We start from the raw sequence: 16,517 nt of genomic DNA, 5'->3' as shown, positions 1-16,517 counted from the left end.
CCGGGCTCGCCGCCGCCGACATCCTGCGCCAGGCCGGCCGAGCCTTCACCGTCATCGAGGCGCGCAACCGCATCGGAGGACGCGCCTACACCGAGATCGGGCTCGGGCCGGACTGCCCCTTCGATGCCGGCGCCGAGTACGTGCACTGGGCCGAGTGCAACCCGTGGCGGGCCATCGCCGAACGCGACGGCGTGCGCATCGCCGGCCAGGAAGGCTGGGCGCGGACGCTGTTCGTCGATGGGCATCCTGCGACGGATAGCGAGCGCAACCGGCGCCGTGCCGCCTTCTCCGGTCTCGACGCTGCGCTGAAGCCGGTCGCGGGCCCCGACCGGTCGCTCGCCGAAGCCGCCGCCGTCGCCGGCCCTGACATGGTTCAGGCGGCGGCGGGCCTCTCCCGGCTGTCGCTCGGCGAGGAGCCCGATCGCGTCTCGCTCCTCGATTATGACCGCCTGTGGTCCGGCACCGACCTCTGGCTCGACGGCTACGGCAGTCTCGTGCGCCGCCGCTTCGCGATGATGCCGGTCGCCCTCGGCACGGCCGCGACCGGCATCGACTGGTCGGGCGGCGGGGTGCGGGTGACGACACCGGGCGGCATCCTCGACGCCGCGGCCGTGATCCTCACCGTTCCGGTCGGCGTGCTGGCGTCGGGCGCGATCCACTTCACGCCGGATTTGCCTGCCCCGACGCGGGATGCGCTCGGCGGCCTCGGCATGGGGGCCTACAGCAAGGTCGGCCTCCGGCTCGACCCCGCCCGGATCGATCTGAAGGCCTTGGGCGATGCGGTCTCGGTGGCGCGGCGCGGCGAGCAGGACCGGACGATCTACTTCGAGGTCTCGCCGTTCGACAGGCCGCTCGCGGTGGCCAACATCGGCGGAGACGGATCGCGCGCCTTGTGCGAACTCGGCGAGGCCGCCGCCGTCGCCGAGGTCACGGACCGTTTGGTGGCGATCCTCGGTACGCAGGCGCGCGGCGCGGTGACGGCCGGGAAGCTCGCCGGCTGGTGGACCGACCCATATGCCCGCGGCAGTTACTCGATCGCCCGCCCTGGTCATGCCGACGCCCGGGCCGCTCTCCAGGCGGGCATCGGCGAGCGCATCTTCCTCGCCGGTGAAGCCTATGCCGGAGGAGGAGCCATGACGGTCGGCGGCGCGACGTTGGACGGCGAACGCGCTGGGCAGGCCGTCCTGCGGATGCTGGGCTGAGGGTTTCGAGCAGGAAGTCGGACGCAAACGGCACTTAGACGTTCGGGTCACGAGGCCCGGAGCCCCTCTCCCCTGCGGGAGAGGGGCCCCCGATGCGCTTCACGCGACCTGCTCACGAAGGTTTATCTCATCAAGCCCTACCCGAAGCGCAGTGCGTGGACGGAGAACAGCGCCTCGGGATCGGTCCACACGGTGATGGCCGCCCAGCCGGCCTGCTCGGCGAGATCGCGAAATCCGTCGATCGTGTACTTGTAGCTGTTCTCGGTATGGATCGTTTCGCCCTCGGCGAAGGCGAAGGCGTGTCCGGCCACCGTCACGGTCTGGTTCGCACGGCTGACGAGGTGCATCTCGATCCGCGAGGCCGTGCGGTTGAACACCGCCCGATGGCCGAAGGCTGACGCGTCGAAAGTGCCGGAGAGTTCCCGGTCGATCCGAGTCAGCAGGTTGAGGTTGAACGCCGCGGTGGTGCCAGCCGCGTCGTCGTAGGCCGCTTCCAGTACGGCTGCGTCCTTCACGAGGTCCACGCCGACGACGAGCGTCGCGCCGGCGCCGAGCACGTCGCCGAACTGGCGGAGGAGCCGAGCCGCCTCCGCGGGCTCGAAGTTGCCGATGGTCGAGCCGGGGAAGAACCCGGCGCGCGGGGCCTCGCCGAGATCGGCAGGAAGGGCGAAGGGCTGCGTGAAGTCGGCAGCGATCGGCGCGATGCGCAGGTTCGGATAGTCCGTCTGCAGCGCCGCCGCCTCGCTACGCAGGAACGTCTCGGAAACGTCCACGGGCACGTAGGCGGCGAGGTCGGACATGTGGCGGAGAAGCCGGCGCACCTTCACGGTCGAGCCGCTACCAAACTCTACGAGGGCGGCGCCGCGCGGCAGGGCGGCAGAAATCTCGGCACCGCGCGCGTCGAGAATGCCAAGCTCCGTCCGGGTCGGGTAGTATTCCGGCAGCAAGGTGATCTGCTCGAACAGGTCTGACCCGGCGGCGTCATAGAAGTACTTCGCCGGCAGCGTCTTCTGTGGCTTGACGAAGCCCGCGAGCACGTCGGCGAGGAACGCCTGATCGTCGGGTAGGCGCGCGAGCGGCGTCGCGTCCGCGAAAACGGGCTTGATGGTCACGCGTGATAGCTCCGGAAGACGTTCGTCAGGCGCGGGACTGCGCGAGGCGCAGGCCCGTGAACTGCCAGCGCTGATGGGGATAGAAGAAGTTGCGGTACGGCCGGCGGGCATGTCCCTCCGGCGTCGCCACCGACGAGCCGCGCAGGACGATTTGGTTCAACATGAACTTGCCGTTGTACTCGCCAAGCGCACCCGGCAGCGGGCGATAGCCCGGGTAGGCGGTGTAGGCGCTGCGCGTCCACTGCCAGACCAGGCCGAACGCGTCGTCGAGCCCGCCCTCGGCGGCGGCGACCTCCCACTCGAACTCGGTCGGCAAATCGCGGCCAGCCCAGCGGGCGTAGGCGTCCGCTTCGTAGTAGCTGACATGGGTCACGGGCTGCGCCGGATCGATCGGGCGGCGGCCGGCGAGGGTCATGCAAGTCCAGCCCTGCTCGCCCGGCTGCCAGTAGCCCGGTGCCTCCCAGCCTTCCGCCTGGGCCGCGAGCCAGCCGTCGGACAGCCAGAGCTCGGAGCGGGTATAGCTGCCATCGGCCATGAACCGCAGCCATTCCGCGTTCGTGACCAACCCCCGATCGATCGACGTCGGCAAAATCAGGCTGTCGTGGCGCGGATGCTCGTTGTCGAACGAGAACCCATCGCCTGCGTGTCCAACTTGATGGATGCCGTGCGCGAGCTCGATTGCGCCCGGGCTGCTCGTCGCCTGCGGGAAGCGCCACGCGGGATCGTAGACCGGGTGCAGCGGGTTCTGAGCGAAGGCGTGCAGGATGTCCGTGATCAAGAGTTCCTGGTGCTGCTGCTCGTGGAACAAGCCGATCTCGAGGATCGGCAGCACCTTCTCCAGCGCGCCGGGGGCGGCCTGCGCCAGCAGGGTCTCGACCGCCCGATCGATGTGGGCGCGGTAAGCGGCGATCTCCTCGGTGGTCGGCCGCGTGATCAGCCCCCGCATGATCCGCGGCTGACGCGGGCCGGCGGCGACGTAGTAGGAATTGAACAGATAGTGCAGCCGCTCGTCGTGGATCTGGTAGCCGGGCAGATGCTCGCGCAGCAGGAACTGCTCGAAGAACCACGTCGTGTGTGCGCGGTGCCACTTGGTCGGGCTGGCGTCGGCCATGGACTGGACCTGCTGGTCCTCCGGTGACAGCGGCGCGGCGCGGCGCTCGGTCTCGGCGCGAACGAAGCGGAAGGCGGCGATCCAGGCGTCCCGGTCCACCGGGCGGGCGGAGACGGGCGGCGGCGGGAAGGCTTGAGCCGGGAAGGCCGGGTCGCGAAGTGCGGCTGTCGCAGCCATGGTCTGTTCTCCCCGTCGTCCGTTCGACCGGCGGTCATGGACGGTGGAGATATGGTCGAAGGTCTCGCAGACAACGGCAGCGCGACGATTCAGTCTGCGATCGCGCCGGAGCGGTGGATTACGGGACAACAAGCCAGCCCCAGCGAAATCGATAGCCTTTTTGCAGCCGCAGTGAGGTGGCCTTAACCCTCTCGCCCAAGACTGCGAGGCTCTGATGCTGGGGTACGCGTTCTGATGCGGATCGATCTGATGGCCGGAGCGAGCCTGTCGGCCGCCGTCCTGCGCGGGGCGCCCGAGCCCACCATCCTTGTGTTCGATTCCGGCCTCGGCGGGTTGACGGTGCTGGAGCAGGTGCGCCGCGCCCGTCCCGACGCGCGATACGTCTACGCCGCCGACGACGCCGCCTTCCCCTACGGCCGCCTGTCGGAGCCGGTCCTGGTCCAGCGCGTGCTCGACGTGATGGCACGCCTGATCGCGACGCACCGACCGGACCTCGTAGTCATCGCGTGCAACACCGCCTCGACGCTGGTGCTGCCGGCCCTGCGCCAGCGCTTCCCGACGCCCTTCGTCGGCGTGGTGCCGCCGATCAAGCCGGCGGCCGAGACAAGCCGCTCGCGCCTCGTCACGCTGCTGGCGACGCCCGGCACCGTCGCCCGCTCCTACACCCGCGACCTGATCGCGACCTACGCCGCCGCCTGCTCGGTTACGTCGGTCGGCTCGCACCATCTGGCCAACTACGCCGAGGCGGAGCTCGCCGGCACGCCGGTGGACGACGCGGCGATCGCCGCCGAGATCGCGCCGTGCTTCGTCACCGCCGAGGACGGCCGCCGGACCGATGTCGTCTGCCTCGCCTGCACGCATTATCCGCTGCTGCGCCCGCGCTTCGAGCGGCTCGCGCCCTGGCCCGTCACCTGGATCGACCCGGCCCCGGCCATCGCCCGCCGGGTGACGCAGCTGCTCGGTAGCACCCCGCGCGACGCGCGCTCCGACGAGGGCCCAGTGCTCGGCGCCTTCACCGGCGGCGCCACGCTGACCGAGGCCTTGCGCGCCTCGCTCGACCGGCGCGGCATCCCCTCGGTCGGCGTCGACCCGATGCCCCTGGCGCTGCAGTAGCGCCGTCTTCCGACCCTTCGATCAGGGCTGTGCCGCGGCGACCGCCCTGGGCCGCGGCCGCTCGACGACAGTGCGGCGGCTGAGCCCGGCGGCCTTGTAGGCGGCGAAGGCGAAGGCGGCGCCGAGCCCGAGCAGCGCTAGGTCGAACCCGTAGAACGCCGCGTCGCCCGCGCGTAGGCTCGCGACGAGGTGACGACCGGTGGTGAGCCCGCCGACGACCGGCACCGCAGCGAGCAGGGCCGCCGCGGTCGCGAGCATCGCCGTCCAGCCGGCGCGCGGCGTTAGAACCAGAGGCACCAGGGCGGCGACGACCCAGGCGGCGAAGAAGGCCGTCACCTCCGTCTCCTTGCGCTCGGCGATGCCGAGCGGCAGCAGACGGTTCGCCAGGAAGTAGCAGGCGATGGCGATCGGCAGGCCGGCGATCGTGCAGACGTTGAGTGCCTGGACCAGCCGCAGGCCGAGATGCGCCCTCGCCCCGCTGCCGGGCTTCGGTACCCGCGCCACGGTCCACAGGATCAGTCCGGTCGCCACCATGGTCGCGCCCATGACGCCGCTGAGGAAGAACAGCACCCGCAGGGCCGGCCCTGCGAAATGCGCTTCGTGCAGGCCGACCATCGTGGTGAAGGCGCCCGCCGCCGGACGCATCGGCCCCAGAGTCTCGATCACCGCGCCGGTTGTGCCGTCGAACGCCACCTGCGGGTGCCGGTGCATCAGGCCGTGCGGCTCCTCGAACACTGCGACGACTACGGCGTTGGCGTCGCCCGGGTTCTGCACCGTGATCCGCTCCAGCGGCTCGGCGTTCATCGCCAGCGCGCGCTCGACCATTGGCCCGAGGGGTGCCAGCGGCGTCGGCCGTCCGGCGGGGGGCCGCGTAGCGGTGATCTGGCCGGATTCCGCGTAGAAGGCCTGGGCGTCGCCGTGATAGGCGGTTGTGACGCCCCAGGGCATGTACATCACGCAGAGCGTGACGATGCCGGTGTAGGTGATCATAAGGTGGAAAGGCAGCGCCAGCACGCCGGTGACGTTATGCGCATCGAGCCAGCCGCGCTGCGCCGACTTGGCGTGACGCCGGAAGGTGAACAGGTCGGCGAAGATCCGCCGGTGCGTGACGATTCCGGAGACCAGTACGACGAGCATGATCATCGCGCAGATGCCAACAACCCAGCGACCCCACAGGGGCGCCATGCTCAGCTCGAAGTGGAAGCGGTAGAGGAAGTCGCCGCCGCGCGTATCGCGGACCGAGGCTGGCGCGCCGGTCGCGGGATCGAGCGTCGCCTGGCCCGGCGGCGTGCCGGGCTTGCGACGCCAGAACAGGTCGAGGGTCGGCCGGTCGGGGCTCGGCAGGGTGATGAACCAGCTGCGCGCGCCCTTCGCATGGGTGTCGAGATGGAGGCGGGCGAGGTCGGCGGCGTGGCCGAGGGCGGCCGGACTCATCGGAGCCGCGGCCTTCAGCTCCGGCCGCATCCATTGCGAGATCTCCGAGCGGTAGTAGCTCGCGGTGCCGGTGACGAAGACGGCGAACAGCACCCAGCCGACCACGAGGCCGGACCACGCGTGCAGCCACGCCATCGATTGCCGGAAGCCGGTTCGCATGGTCTCGCGCCCTACCAGCGGTAACGCAGCGTGGCGTAGACCGTGCGCGGCAGCCCGTAATAGCAACTGGTGTAGCCGTTGCAGCCGCTGACGTAGGTCTCGTCGAGGAGGTTGGTGGCGTTCACCTGCACGGAGAAGCCGGCCAGCGTCGGGTCGAGGTTGCGCAGGTCGTAGGAGGCCGTGGCGTCGACGAGCACGCTTTCGGGCACCTTGAAGGTGTTGGCCGCGTCGCCCCAGGAGGTGCCGAGGTAGCGGACGCCGCCGCCGAATTCCAGGCCGAGCAACGGCCCGTCGAGGAATCGGTAGGTCGCGAGCAGCGAGGCGGTGGTATCCGGAACCAACACCGGCCGCCGGCCCTGGAGCGGGACCGTCTGCCCGGTGAGGTCGTTGGCGGTCCGGCCGTCGTCCCGGACGTTGCGGATGTCGAGGAGCGAGAAGCCGCCGATCAAGGTGATGCCCTCGGTGAGGTTCGCCCGCGCCTCGAACTCGACCCCCTGCACGCCGACCTCGCCGGTCTGCAGCACGAAGCCGGTGGGGCGGCCGAGCGTCGTGTCGGCGGTGGTCCGGTTCGACTGGCGGATGTCGAAGACCGATGCGGTGAGCAGGATGTCGGTACCCGGCGGCTGGTACTTGATGCCGGCCTCGTACTGGTCGCTCAGCTGCGGGTCGGGGATGCGCCCGACCGTGCCGAAGGCCGTGTCGAACACTCGGCCGGCGACGATCGGCTCGAAGGCCTGGCTGTAGGACACGTAGGGCGCGACGCCCGAAGGGAACAGGTAGAGCAGGCTCGCCCGGCCGGTGAAGGCGTCGGAGGGCGCGTCCTGCAGCGTCAGCGTGCTGCCGGTGGCGGTGAAGCTGCGGGTCGGCCCGGACTGGCGGGCGACATCGTAGCGTCCGCCGAGGGTCAGGATCAGGCCGTCGACCTTCATCTGGTCCTGGAAGTAGACGCCGGTCTGCTGCGCGTCGATGCGCGAGGTGGTGGTGAAGGCCGGGAACGGGATGTTCATCGCGTAGTTCGGCGCGAGCACGTTCAGGTCGGGCGCGTTCGGAAACGGCGTCCCGCTGGTGCGCGTGCTGAAGGTGCGGTGGTCCACGCCGAGCAGCGCCGTGTGGGCGATCGGACCGGTGTCGAAGTTGGCCACGACGTTCGAATCCAACGTGTAGGCCTCGGCCGCGACGACGTTGCCGATCACTGCGCGCGGCAGCAGCGGGCCGCTGGCGAACGGGCCGTTTCGCGGGTTGAACGCGCTGTAGACGCTGCGATAATCGCCCTGCGTACGCAGGTAGCGTCCGGCCGAGTGGAAGCGCAGGTTCTCGTTGAAGCGGTGGTCGAACAGGTATTCGATCGAGGCCTGGGTCCGGTCCGAGCGCTCGACGCTTTTGTCGCCGTCGTAGAAGTTGACCGGCAGGCGCCCGATCACGCCGTTGCCGAAGTCACGCGGGAACACCGTGCCGACCGCCGGGAAGCCACCGTAGAAGCCAGAGAACGGGTCGCGCTGGTAGTTGCCGATGATCGTGAGCTGCGTGTCGGTCGAGGCCCGCCAAGTCACGCTCGGATTGACGAAGGCGCGCTCGACCCGCGTCGTGTCCACCGGGCCGTCGCCGTTCCAGCCGGAACCGACGATGCGGTAGGCGAACTGATCGGCGAGCCACGGCACCTCGGACTGGATCGGCCCGCCCACGTCGACGCCGCCGCGGACCTCGTTGAAGCCGCCGCCCTGGACGAAGACTTCGCCGTGCCGGACGAATTGCGGGATCTTCGAGACCAGGTTGACGATGCCGCCAGGCCCCGACTGCCCGTACAGCACCGAGGCCGGCCCCTTGATCACGTCGACCCGCTCCAGCCGATAGGGGTCGATGGTGGCGTTGGCGTCGCGGCCGGCGATGAGTGCCATGCCGTCGAGGAAGATCGGCGCGTTGAACCCACGGATCAGGAACTGCTCCAACCGGGTCGAGCCGGCGCCGCCGCGCTGCTCGGTGGTGACGCCGGGCGTGTAGCGTAGGGCCTGGTTCACGGTGAGCGCGTTCTGGTCCTCGATCTGCTTGCGCCCGATCACCGAGATCGACTGCGCGGTCTCGATGATCGGCGTATCGGTCTTGGTGGCGACGGTGCTGCGGCTGGCGACGTAACCGGGGACCGCACCGGACGCACCGCCCGATCCGTAGAGCGTGCCGCCGAGGCTGCGGCCGGCGCCCTCGCCGGTGACGCTGAGCTCGCCGAGCTCGATGTCGGTCGTCGGCGCGGTCTGCGCCGAGGCGGCCGACGGCGACAGGATCGCGCAGGTCGTGGATAGTAGAGCCAGCCCCAGTACGGTGCGGAACGGGCGCACGGAAGCTGGCCCTGCGGCGCACGGGCAGTAATGAATCATCTAGTTGATCCCAGACGCGACACGTAACGACGAAGACCCGCGACATGCACTTGCGCATCACGGCGGCGTGATCGGCTTATCGTTAAGTTCTCGCCCCAGCACAATTTCTATCTTGTGGAAGCGTTCCAGAGTAACTTCGAAAGGTTCCAGGCTATCTCGACGTGCACGGTCACGCGGGATGACGATGCACAGGGGCGTGGGCGGTTTCGTGCGCTCTGCATGCCCAGACAGGATGGTGCCCGCGACGCAACTTGCCGGTGCATAAGCTGCCAGGCTGTGTTCAATCGGTGACACCTCGCGGGCGCCTGGTCGCCTCAAATCAGGCCGGCGGCGACGCCCGCTTGGGGTCGACCCAGGCGCCCAGCGTCTCGGTGCGCGCCTGCGACAGGATTTCCGTAGGCGCTTCAGCGCACGGAGTCCCCTCCGGATTGTCGGCCCCAAAGGCGGCGAGCGCCACGCGGGTCTCGGGGTCGGCGCAGGCGCGCGCGAACGCCGCGCGGTCGAGGCAGGTGAGGCGCCCAGTCTCGAAGCAGGCGTAGACCAGGCCGGAGCCGGCTTCCGCGAAGCGGACCGAGCGGAGGCGCCGGGCGCATTGGCGCAGGAAGCCGGTGTTCCGTTCCGGCGCCAGGGCGGCGGCGTCCGGGTAGACCTCCGCCGGTGAGAGCGCGTCGATGTTAATCTTGGTGTAGCGGGCGATGTCGATCAGGTAGCCGGCGTTGAGGACGGTCAGGTTGCCGTTCTCGCCGAAGGCGACGGTGCGCGGGCGTTCGCCAAGCGGCACGCTGTTGTCGAGGAACTCGTAATACACCTGCTTGTCGGCCTTGGCCGCCCAGGTGAAGAACAGCTCCGGCATTCCGGTGAAGGCCTCGACGTTGTGGGCGAGGAGGTCGTCCACCGCCTTGTAGCGACCGAAGATCCGTCCGCGGATCCAGGCGCGTTCGACCGTCGCGTCAGGCGGCGTGATCATGAACAACATGAAGACGCGGTGCCCGAAGCGGGTCAGCAACTGGCTACCGTCCTGCGTACGGGAATCGGCGTTGAAGCTGTCGAACCGGAACCGGTCGATCAGCAGATGCGACATCCGCCCCTCGCGGGCCTTGCGCGCCATGTAGCGATCGAGCTTGCGATCGACGATCTCGACCTCGTGCCCGGTGAGCGTGCCGGCATAGCCGATCGCGTCGCCGATCGAGTCGTAGTCGAGCAGGAACTTGCGCCAGATGTCGGGGGTGATCACCGCGAAGTCCGACCAGGATTCGCCGAGCCGGCGGGCCAGAGCGCGCTGCAGCGGGCGCATTGTGCTCTTGCCCGAGGCCGAGGCGCCCTTGACGTTCATCACGATCGGCGCCGCCTGCGCGCGGACCGGAACGTAGCCTTCGCGCGCCACGGCCTCGGCGAACCACGGCTCGATCAGGCAGCCGATGCGGCGGCTGCCCTCGTCATTGGCCACGAGCGTGGTAGCAAGGCTCGCGAGCAAGCTGCGATCCCCGATGAGCTTGCCCCGGTGCCGGACGATCCCCGACACAACCCTGTGAAGCGCCGCGCTCGCCACCTGCTCGAGGGCATCCTCGCCCTGCCCGGCGCGGACGCACCAATCGGCGCAGTTGGCCAGCACACGCTCTTCAGGAGACCGCCCGTCAACGGGCGGCGGCTCCGGCCGCGGCGCTAGGCCCAGCACGTGGCGCCAGGTTTTGGGCGTTGCCGGCGCCGGAGCGGGCGGCGCGAACGCCGCGTCGAGCTCAGCCGTGATGCGGGTGCGCGCCGCCTCCGCAACGGCGCTCAGAGTCTCAGCGACGGCCGCCGCGTGCGGTGCGACCGCGTCGGCGAGGATGTGCGCGACGATCGCACGGAAGTTGACGCCAAGGTCGCCATAGGTCTCGCCGACCGGGACCGAGAGGTCGGCCATCACCCGGATCAGCACCTCGTGGACGACGAGGCGCTCGGGCCGGAAGGCGACGATTTCCGGCATCGGCAGGCCGGAGAAGGCGGCGAGTTCGACCGCCTCGGCCAGGGGCGTCGCAACGTTCTCGGGCCGGTACAGGGTGGTCAGCGCGAGAAAGCGCCGTGGCAGCGTCGATTCGATACCGGGATTCCACGGCCCGCGCTCGACGACGCCGTCGTCCGGCAGCGCATACCCGGCCGCCGCGTTCATCGCACCACGGCCAGACCTCGCACGGGACCGAGGCTCAAGCCGCCTCGGCCGAAGCCCGGAACAGGCTGGCGCAGCCCGAGCCACGATGCATGCTCAGGATCGAGGCCCGGTCGATCTCCGGGTGCGCCGCGAGCACGTGGCGGACGCAATCGACGACCTTCTCGTACTGCGATGCCTCGTAGTTGCGCTCGAGCGGGCTCACCGCGATGTAGGTCTCGACGACCAGCACCCGCTCGGCACGCTCCTGCGTGACCTCGACGGCGATCCAGGATGACTTGATCAGGCGGGAACTCGAAAGCATGGGCGTACCTCCGTCGGTCTGCGCTTGTTTGCCGAGCGCCGTTTGATCGGGAGGATGAACCCGTATTCCGTCGCTGCCAAGGGGCGCGAACGCGGAAGGTGTCGCCAGCACCGGGAACCTACGGCTTGGCGGCAATGGCCAAGCGTGACGTCCGCCCGGTCAGTCGAAGTCACCGACCGCCGACATCACCTGATCGAAGATGAGCTGATCGCCGAGCCAAACGATCAGCGACAGGAGAAGCCCGAGGCCGGCGATGTAGAGGATCGCGAACAGGTCGGCGTTGTCGCGACGCATCGACAGCACGAGCCATGCGAAGGGAATCGACTGGACGGCCAAGGCGGCGGGAACGTTCATCGCACGGCTCCGCAAGAAACCGTAAGGTGCCATGCATTCGTATGGCGGAATAGGCCGATATTCGATCGTGATCCCGAAATCTGATCAATTTTCGATGAGGCATTCTGCAGTTGTGAGACATCAGGCCGGTCGTTGGACGAGCGAAGACCGTGCAACCGAAGACATCGGGCCGGACGAACATCGCGCCGTGGGTCACGTCGTTTGGCATATTGCATGCCATCGTCACTTCGGCCATCCTGCGGGGCAACGGCCGACAAGGCCGACTTAGACGAAGCAACAGGGATGGAGCGTCGCAATGCCCCTCGGGCGCCATCAGGGCTGCCTGCCTTTCGGGCCGCAGGGCTTCCCATCTGCGTGCCTTCGGGCCGCGACGCGCGCTGAGCCGCGCACCGGCCCTAGCCAGAAGCGCGGCTTGGCCGAAGGCGGACTTTTATTGACTTGACCATTGGCGAGCGCGCCCGGCAGGCATGAGGCCTGACGGGACCGCGGCCCGACACCTTCGAAGCCGAGCGGCATCGCCGGTATCCCGACCCACCTGGAACGATCAGAGACAGACCCATGAGCAAGGCCCTGGAAGGCGTCAAAATCCTGGACTTCACCCACGTCCAGTCCGGCCCGACCTGCACGCAGTTGCTCGCGTGGTTCGGCGCCGACGTGATCAAGGTCGAGCGTCCCGGCGCCGGCGACGCGACGCGCGCGCAGCTTCAGGACGTTCCTGATGTGGACAGTTTGTATTTCACCATGCTGAACCACAACAAGCGTTCGATCACCCTCGATTCGAAGACGGCCAAGGGCAAGGACGTGCTCTGGCGCCTGGTGAAGGAGTGCGACGTGCTCGTCGAGAACTTCGCCCCCGGCGCGCTCGCCCGCATGGGCCTGACCTGGGAGAAGATCCACGAGGCCAACCCGCGCATGATCCTGGCTTCGGTGAAGGGCTTCGGTCCCGGCCGCTACGAGGATTGCAAGGTCTACGAGAACGTCGCCCAGTGCGCCGGCGGCTCGGCCTCCACCACCGGCTTCCGCGACGGCATCCCGATGGTGACCGGCGCGCAGATCGGCGATTCCGGCACCGGCCTGCATCTCGCGCTCGGCATCGTCACCGCCCTGTTCCACCGCACCGTCACCGGGCTGGGCCAGAAGGTCGACTGCGCCATGCAGGACAGCGTGCTCAACCTCTGCCGGGTGAAGCTGCGCGACCAGCAGCGCCTCGATCACGGCCCGCTCACCGAGTACAGCCAGTTCGGCGAGGGCATCCCGTTCGGCGACTCGACCCCGCGCGCCGGCAACGATTCCGGCGGCGGCCAGCCCGGCCGCATCCTCAAGTGCAAGGGCTGGGAGCACGATCCCAACGCGTACCTGTACTTCATCACCCAGGCCGCGGTCTGGGCGCCGATCTGCGACATCATCGGAGAGCCGGACTGGAAGACCGATCCGGGCTACGCCACGCCCAAGGCGCGCCTGCCGCACCTGAACGAGATCTTCACGCGCATCGAAGCCTGGACGATGAAGCACGACAAGTTCGAGGCGATGGACATCCTCAACGCGTACGACATCCCCTGCGGCCCGATCCTGTCGATGAAGGAGATCGCCGCCGACGAGTCCCTGCGCAAGACCGGCACGATCGTCGAGGTCGAGCATCCCACGCGCGGCACCTACCTGACCGTCGGAAACCCGATCAAGCTCTCGGCGAGCCCGAGCGAGGTGACCCGCTCGCCGCTGCTCGGCGAGCACACCGACGAGATCCTCCGCAGCGTCCTCAAGTACACCGACGCCGAGGTGGACGAGATCGCGAATTCAGGCGCGGTCGGCCGCATCGAGAAGATCGCGGCGGAGTAGGCGGTCGCCGAAAAACGGCGGATTCGTTCCTGCACTTCTATCGATCCATCTACACGGACCGGCATTTGCCCAACCACTGACACCGACATCCCGAGGGGCCCGCGACAGCGGACCTCGACGGTGCCCTCCGGCGGGCGCGCGACGACCGGAGCCCTCCTTGGGGGCTTGCCGCCTCGCGAAAGCGCCTCGGGACGAGGTGGTGGGCAGGATCGGCGGTCGAGCAGAGTCCGGGGCGGACCGTCCCATCGCGACGACAACGAGGCTTCCATGCGCATCGCCTTCATCGGTCAGCAGGATTTCGGCAAGGCGGTGCTGGAGGCCTTCCTGAAGCGCGGCGACACGGTGGCCGGCGTGTTCTGCGCCCCCGAGAAGGAGGGCGCCAAGCCCGACGTGCTGAAGACCGCCGCCCTCGAGCAGGGGCTGCAGGTGTTCCAGCTCCCGAGCCTGAAGAGCGCCGAGGCGGAGGCCGCCATGCGCGGGCTCGACGCCGACATCGGCGTGATGGCCTACGTGCTGCAGTTCGCGCCGCAGGACTTCGTCACGATCCCGAAGCACGGCACGATCCAGTACCACCCCTCGTTGCTGCCGCGGTATCGCGGGCCGTCCTCGATCAACTGGCCGATCGCCAAGGGCGACACCCGGACCGGGCTGACGATCTTCCGCCCGACCGACGGCCTCGACGAGGGCCCGGTCATTTTGCAGAAGACCTGCGACATCGGCCCCGACGACACGCTGGGCGACGTCTACTTCAAGAGCCTGTTCCCGATGGGCGTCGCGGCGATGCTGGAGGCGGCCGACCTCGTCGTCGCCGGCCGGCACATGGAGGTCGACCAGGACGAGGACGCGGCGAGCTACGAGGGCTGGTTCCGCGCCCGCGAGGCGGCGATCAACTGGGCCGCCCACGCCAACCAGATCTACGACCTGATCCGCGCCGCCAACCCCGCCCCCGGCGCCTGGACAACGATGAACGGCGCCAAGCTGCAGATCTTCGACGCGCGGCTGCACCCGGTGCGGGCGCTCGGCGGCGTGAAGGGCAAGGTCGGCGAGGTGATCGCGGTCGGCGACGAGTCGATCCGCGTCACCGCGCAGGGCGGCCAGATCGAGATCTTCAAGGTGAAGCCGGAGGGCGGCAAGAAGCTCTCCGCGGCGGAGTTCGCCCAGGACGGCGGCTTGAGCGTGGGCACGATTCTGGGCGGCTGAAACGCGTGGGTCGTCGCCCCATCCCGTCGGCTGCGATCAGCCGGCGGGTCTTTCGCGTTCGATCGCATCGAGAAGGATCGCGCTGATCCGGGCCTGCCAACCCGGTCCGCCTGCTCGGAAATGAGCTGGTGGTGAAAACCTGACGGATGGAACCCACCACGAACGTCCGCGATGGGTGGGAGGCAGGCCGTCTGCTCTTGAGCGAGTGTTATCTTAAAGCAGACTTTGGTAAAAGCGCCGGCGCGGCTTGTCCGGTAGAACATAAATGCGTGTTGGCACTGCCGCATCCTTATCATGTCCTTGTTGTCGGCCACGAAGCCGAGGCCTTTAAGACCGTCTACGATCCGCCTCAGGCGTTCAGCTTCTTGCTCGCAGAGAGCTTGCACTAGCAACTTCGGGAAACCAACGTGACCTTAACAGCCGTTAGTCCACCCGGCGGAGGACCCTCTAATGCCTGCTCACCAAAATCGAAAATAATGCCGCAAGGCTAAATCCCTTGGCATCAGCACCGATAAACGCGGTGTACGACGCGATAAAATGGATCGTCAGGATCGCAACGAGCCCCCTGGAAAAAAGATAGTAGACCCCCTCCACGTCCGAGGTCTTTCGGGTTGGATTTGGGCCCCAGGCCGCGCTCATGTGGCCGGGCGAGGTGATCGTCTTGATTGCAAGTATGAAAAACATCACGATCCAAACCGCGTCAGATATGATGTTCGAACGTTCATGTCCGATCTGCTCGGGAAACCAGGGCGCGTGCGGGATGTAGGACGTAATTTCACTAGGCCATCCGAATAGCTTTCGACTTGTCCAAAGGAGAAAGCTAATTACTGCAATCTTTGTGATTACATTAATTTTATCAGACGCTCCATAAAAAACCTTCCGAAACAGCCATCGGCCGACCTTGCTGCTAAAGCTAACAGCCTTGTCTTTTGGCCGTAGAGCCGACGCGTCTTTTATAGCGGCTGGCCCAAGCAGGAAGGTCAAACCTACATACCCGAGCGCATGCAGTATCCAGTCGTTCTGACCTGAGTAAAAATGATACAGGGCAGGCAGCATGACGACAGTTGTCCAGCATGCGGCTGAAACTTTACTTGCAACGGTGCCGACGTCCTCGACAGGACCATTGAACAAATTGTACAGCCTTTTATCAAGAAACGCGCCCATGATGCTGCTTGGGTCTTGGCCTAAAGCATCAGATTTTGAATAATACTGCAAATCAAAGAAATAAAAATATAAATATAATATAATACTGCCTAAAACGAGATTGCCAATATTCATTGCGGGTCTTATCAATTTGATTTTGTGGAATAGAAAGTAAATTCCCAGCACTGCGTTGTGCGGTTGGAGCGATTCAAGTGTCGGCGGCTACATCTCCGAGTTGCATCGACAATGGCTGATGCGGACCATAATCGCGGATGAAGAAGTATTGCCGCTAGTCCTATCCCGACCAATCGCACGCCGTGTCAGCGTCTAGCATGGCAACGCTCGACCAGGGATCATAACCCGAAAGGGATGAGACTGCACGTCCGCCGACGAAGCGGCTATCCTCGGCATTAGCTCAGCACCGGCTCGCGGCGCGGAAGAGCGCATTGAGCTTCTCGTAAATTGTTTCCGAAAGAGGCGCCCCGGGACCGGCGTCAGATCATGGAAGCGCAGGAAGAGGAGGTTTCCTATCAGTATTGAAATCGCACCCTTCTGCCAGTCGACATCATACACGAATTACTTCCTAGCCGTTACTACTATCTTCGGGATCGGACCAATGATGGCTCAGGCTAATGCATCTTCATCTCTGATTATACACTAATCGCCAACTGTTCGGTTCATCGAGCGCGTTCGCCACTTTCACAGCGGGGATGATGCGCGGGGTGATCTGAGTGTCTGTCCGGCGACATATTGAGTGATGTGAGGGGTTTGTGATTCAAGGCTGCCTGTGTGGAGGCTGCCGATGTGGACGACTGAGAACCGGACCCGCTACGATCGAAGCGAGCTTCGTTATCCGA

13 protein-coding genes are annotated in these 16,517 nt (G+C 67.0%); 5 read left to right on the top strand and 8 right to left on the bottom strand.

Annotated features, from left to right (window positions below):
* Positions 1-1,202 (top strand): NAD(P)/FAD-dependent oxidoreductase (locus FV222_RS05425; protein ID WP_147813335.1); only part of this gene is annotated, 1,202 nt, incomplete at its 5' end.
* 137 nt (positions 1,203-1,339) lie between these two features.
* Here the strand turns inward: FV222_RS05425 and egtD are convergent.
* Both egtD and egtB read right to left on the bottom strand, forming a co-directional pair.
* Positions 1,340-2,314: an L-histidine N(alpha)-methyltransferase gene (gene egtD / locus FV222_RS05420; RefSeq protein WP_238270590.1), complete on the bottom strand. Its 975-nt coding sequence runs from the start codon at positions 2,312-2,314 to the stop codon at positions 1,340-1,342.
* 25 nt (positions 2,315-2,339) lie between these two features.
* Positions 2,340-3,602 (bottom strand): ergothioneine biosynthesis protein EgtB, encoded by a 1,263-nt coding sequence (egtB, locus tag FV222_RS05415; protein WP_147762684.1) that lies wholly within the window; start codon positions 3,600-3,602, stop codon positions 2,340-2,342.
* Between the two features lie 234 nt (positions 3,603-3,836).
* On the opposite strand from egtB, the gene murI reads away from it, so the two are divergent.
* Positions 3,837-4,715: a glutamate racemase gene (gene murI / locus FV222_RS05410; RefSeq protein ID WP_147762683.1), complete on the top strand. Its 879-nt coding sequence runs from the start codon at positions 3,837-3,839 to the stop codon at positions 4,713-4,715.
* Between the two features lie 21 nt (positions 4,716-4,736).
* Here murI and FV222_RS05405 read toward each other — a convergent pair whose 3' ends face one another.
* The 5 genes from FV222_RS05405 to FV222_RS05385 form a co-directional block, all read right to left on the bottom strand.
* Positions 4,737-6,308: a PepSY-associated TM helix domain-containing protein gene (locus tag FV222_RS05405; RefSeq protein WP_147813333.1), complete on the bottom strand. Its 1,572-nt coding sequence runs from the start codon at positions 6,306-6,308 to the stop codon at positions 4,737-4,739.
* A gap of 11 nt (positions 6,309-6,319) precedes the next feature.
* A complete protein-coding gene (locus tag FV222_RS05400; RefSeq protein ID WP_147762681.1) occupies positions 6,320-8,677 on the bottom strand; it encodes a TonB-dependent siderophore receptor in 2,358 nt (785 codons plus the stop codon).
* A 319-nt stretch (positions 8,678-8,996) separates the two neighbouring features.
* Positions 8,997-10,826, bottom strand: a complete 1,830-nt coding sequence (locus FV222_RS05395; protein WP_147762680.1) for a hypothetical protein — start codon at positions 10,824-10,826, stop codon at positions 8,997-8,999.
* Between the two features lie 34 nt (positions 10,827-10,860).
* Positions 10,861-11,127, bottom strand: a complete 267-nt coding sequence (locus tag FV222_RS05390; protein ID WP_147762679.1) for a hypothetical protein — start codon at positions 11,125-11,127, stop codon at positions 10,861-10,863.
* 159 nt (positions 11,128-11,286) lie between these two features.
* Positions 11,287-11,481: a hypothetical protein gene (locus tag FV222_RS05385; RefSeq protein ID WP_147762678.1), complete on the bottom strand. Its 195-nt coding sequence runs from the start codon at positions 11,479-11,481 to the stop codon at positions 11,287-11,289.
* A 558-nt stretch (positions 11,482-12,039) separates the two neighbouring features.
* Between FV222_RS05385 and frc the strand changes: the two genes are divergently transcribed.
* The 3 genes from frc (at position 12,040) to FV222_RS05365 (ending at position 14,906) form a co-directional block, all read left to right on the top strand.
* Positions 12,040-13,317 (top strand): formyl-CoA transferase, encoded by a 1,278-nt coding sequence (gene frc, locus FV222_RS05380; protein WP_147762677.1) that lies wholly within the window; start codon positions 12,040-12,042, stop codon positions 13,315-13,317.
* A gap of 267 nt (positions 13,318-13,584) precedes the next feature.
* Positions 13,585-14,517: a methionyl-tRNA formyltransferase gene (locus FV222_RS05375; protein ID WP_147813331.1), complete on the top strand. Its 933-nt coding sequence runs from the start codon at positions 13,585-13,587 to the stop codon at positions 14,515-14,517.
* A gap of 146 nt (positions 14,518-14,663) precedes the next feature.
* Positions 14,664-14,906, top strand: a complete 243-nt coding sequence (locus tag FV222_RS05365) for a hypothetical protein (RefSeq protein WP_147762675.1) — start codon at positions 14,664-14,666, stop codon at positions 14,904-14,906.
* A 58-nt stretch (positions 14,907-14,964) separates the two neighbouring features.
* Here the strand turns inward: FV222_RS05365 and FV222_RS05360 are convergent, their stop codons facing one another.
* On the bottom strand, positions 14,965-15,795 hold the full coding sequence (locus FV222_RS05360) for a hypothetical protein (RefSeq protein WP_147813329.1): 831 nt from the start codon (positions 15,793-15,795) through the stop codon (positions 14,965-14,967).
* Positions 15,796-16,517 lie beyond the last annotated feature (722 nt).

The sequence above is a fragment of the Methylobacterium sp. WL103 genome, from assembly GCF_008039885.1.
In the GTDB taxonomy this organism is placed as follows: domain Bacteria; phylum Pseudomonadota; class Alphaproteobacteria; order Rhizobiales; family Beijerinckiaceae; genus Methylobacterium; species Methylobacterium cerastii.
This window is presented reverse-complemented; position numbering and strand designations above follow the sequence as displayed.

Bases quoted from the DNA above. Each gene is read 5' to 3' on its own strand.
- FV222_RS05365 (WP_147762675.1), top strand. From the start codon at position 14,664: ATGGAACCCACCACGAACGTCCGCGATGGGTGGGAGGCAGGCCGTCTG.
- FV222_RS05375 (WP_147813331.1), top strand. From the start codon at position 13,585: ATGCGCATCGCCTTCATCGGTCAGCAGGATTTCGGCAAGGCGGTGCTG.
- FV222_RS05395 (WP_147762680.1), bottom strand. From the start codon at position 10,826: ATGAACGCGGCGGCCGGGTATGCGCTGCCGGACGACGGCGTCGTCGAG.
- FV222_RS05400 (WP_147762681.1), bottom strand. From the start codon at position 8,677: ATGATTCATTACTGCCCGTGCGCCGCAGGGCCAGCTTCCGTGCGCCCG.
- egtB (WP_147762684.1), bottom strand. From the start codon at position 3,602: ATGGCTGCGACAGCCGCACTTCGCGACCCGGCCTTCCCGGCTCAAGCC.
- FV222_RS05385 (WP_147762678.1), bottom strand. From the start codon at position 11,481: ATGAACGTTCCCGCCGCCTTGGCCGTCCAGTCGATTCCCTTCGCATGG.
- FV222_RS05390 (WP_147762679.1), bottom strand. From the start codon at position 11,127: ATGCTTTCGAGTTCCCGCCTGATCAAGTCATCCTGGATCGCCGTCGAG.
- frc (WP_147762677.1), top strand. From the start codon at position 12,040: ATGAGCAAGGCCCTGGAAGGCGTCAAAATCCTGGACTTCACCCACGTC.
- FV222_RS05405 (WP_147813333.1), bottom strand. From the start codon at position 6,308: ATGCGAACCGGCTTCCGGCAATCGATGGCGTGGCTGCACGCGTGGTCC.
- FV222_RS05360 (WP_147813329.1), bottom strand. From the start codon at position 15,795: ATGAATATTGGCAATCTCGTTTTAGGCAGTATTATATTATATTTATAT.
- murI (WP_147762683.1), top strand. From the start codon at position 3,837: ATGCGGATCGATCTGATGGCCGGAGCGAGCCTGTCGGCCGCCGTCCTG.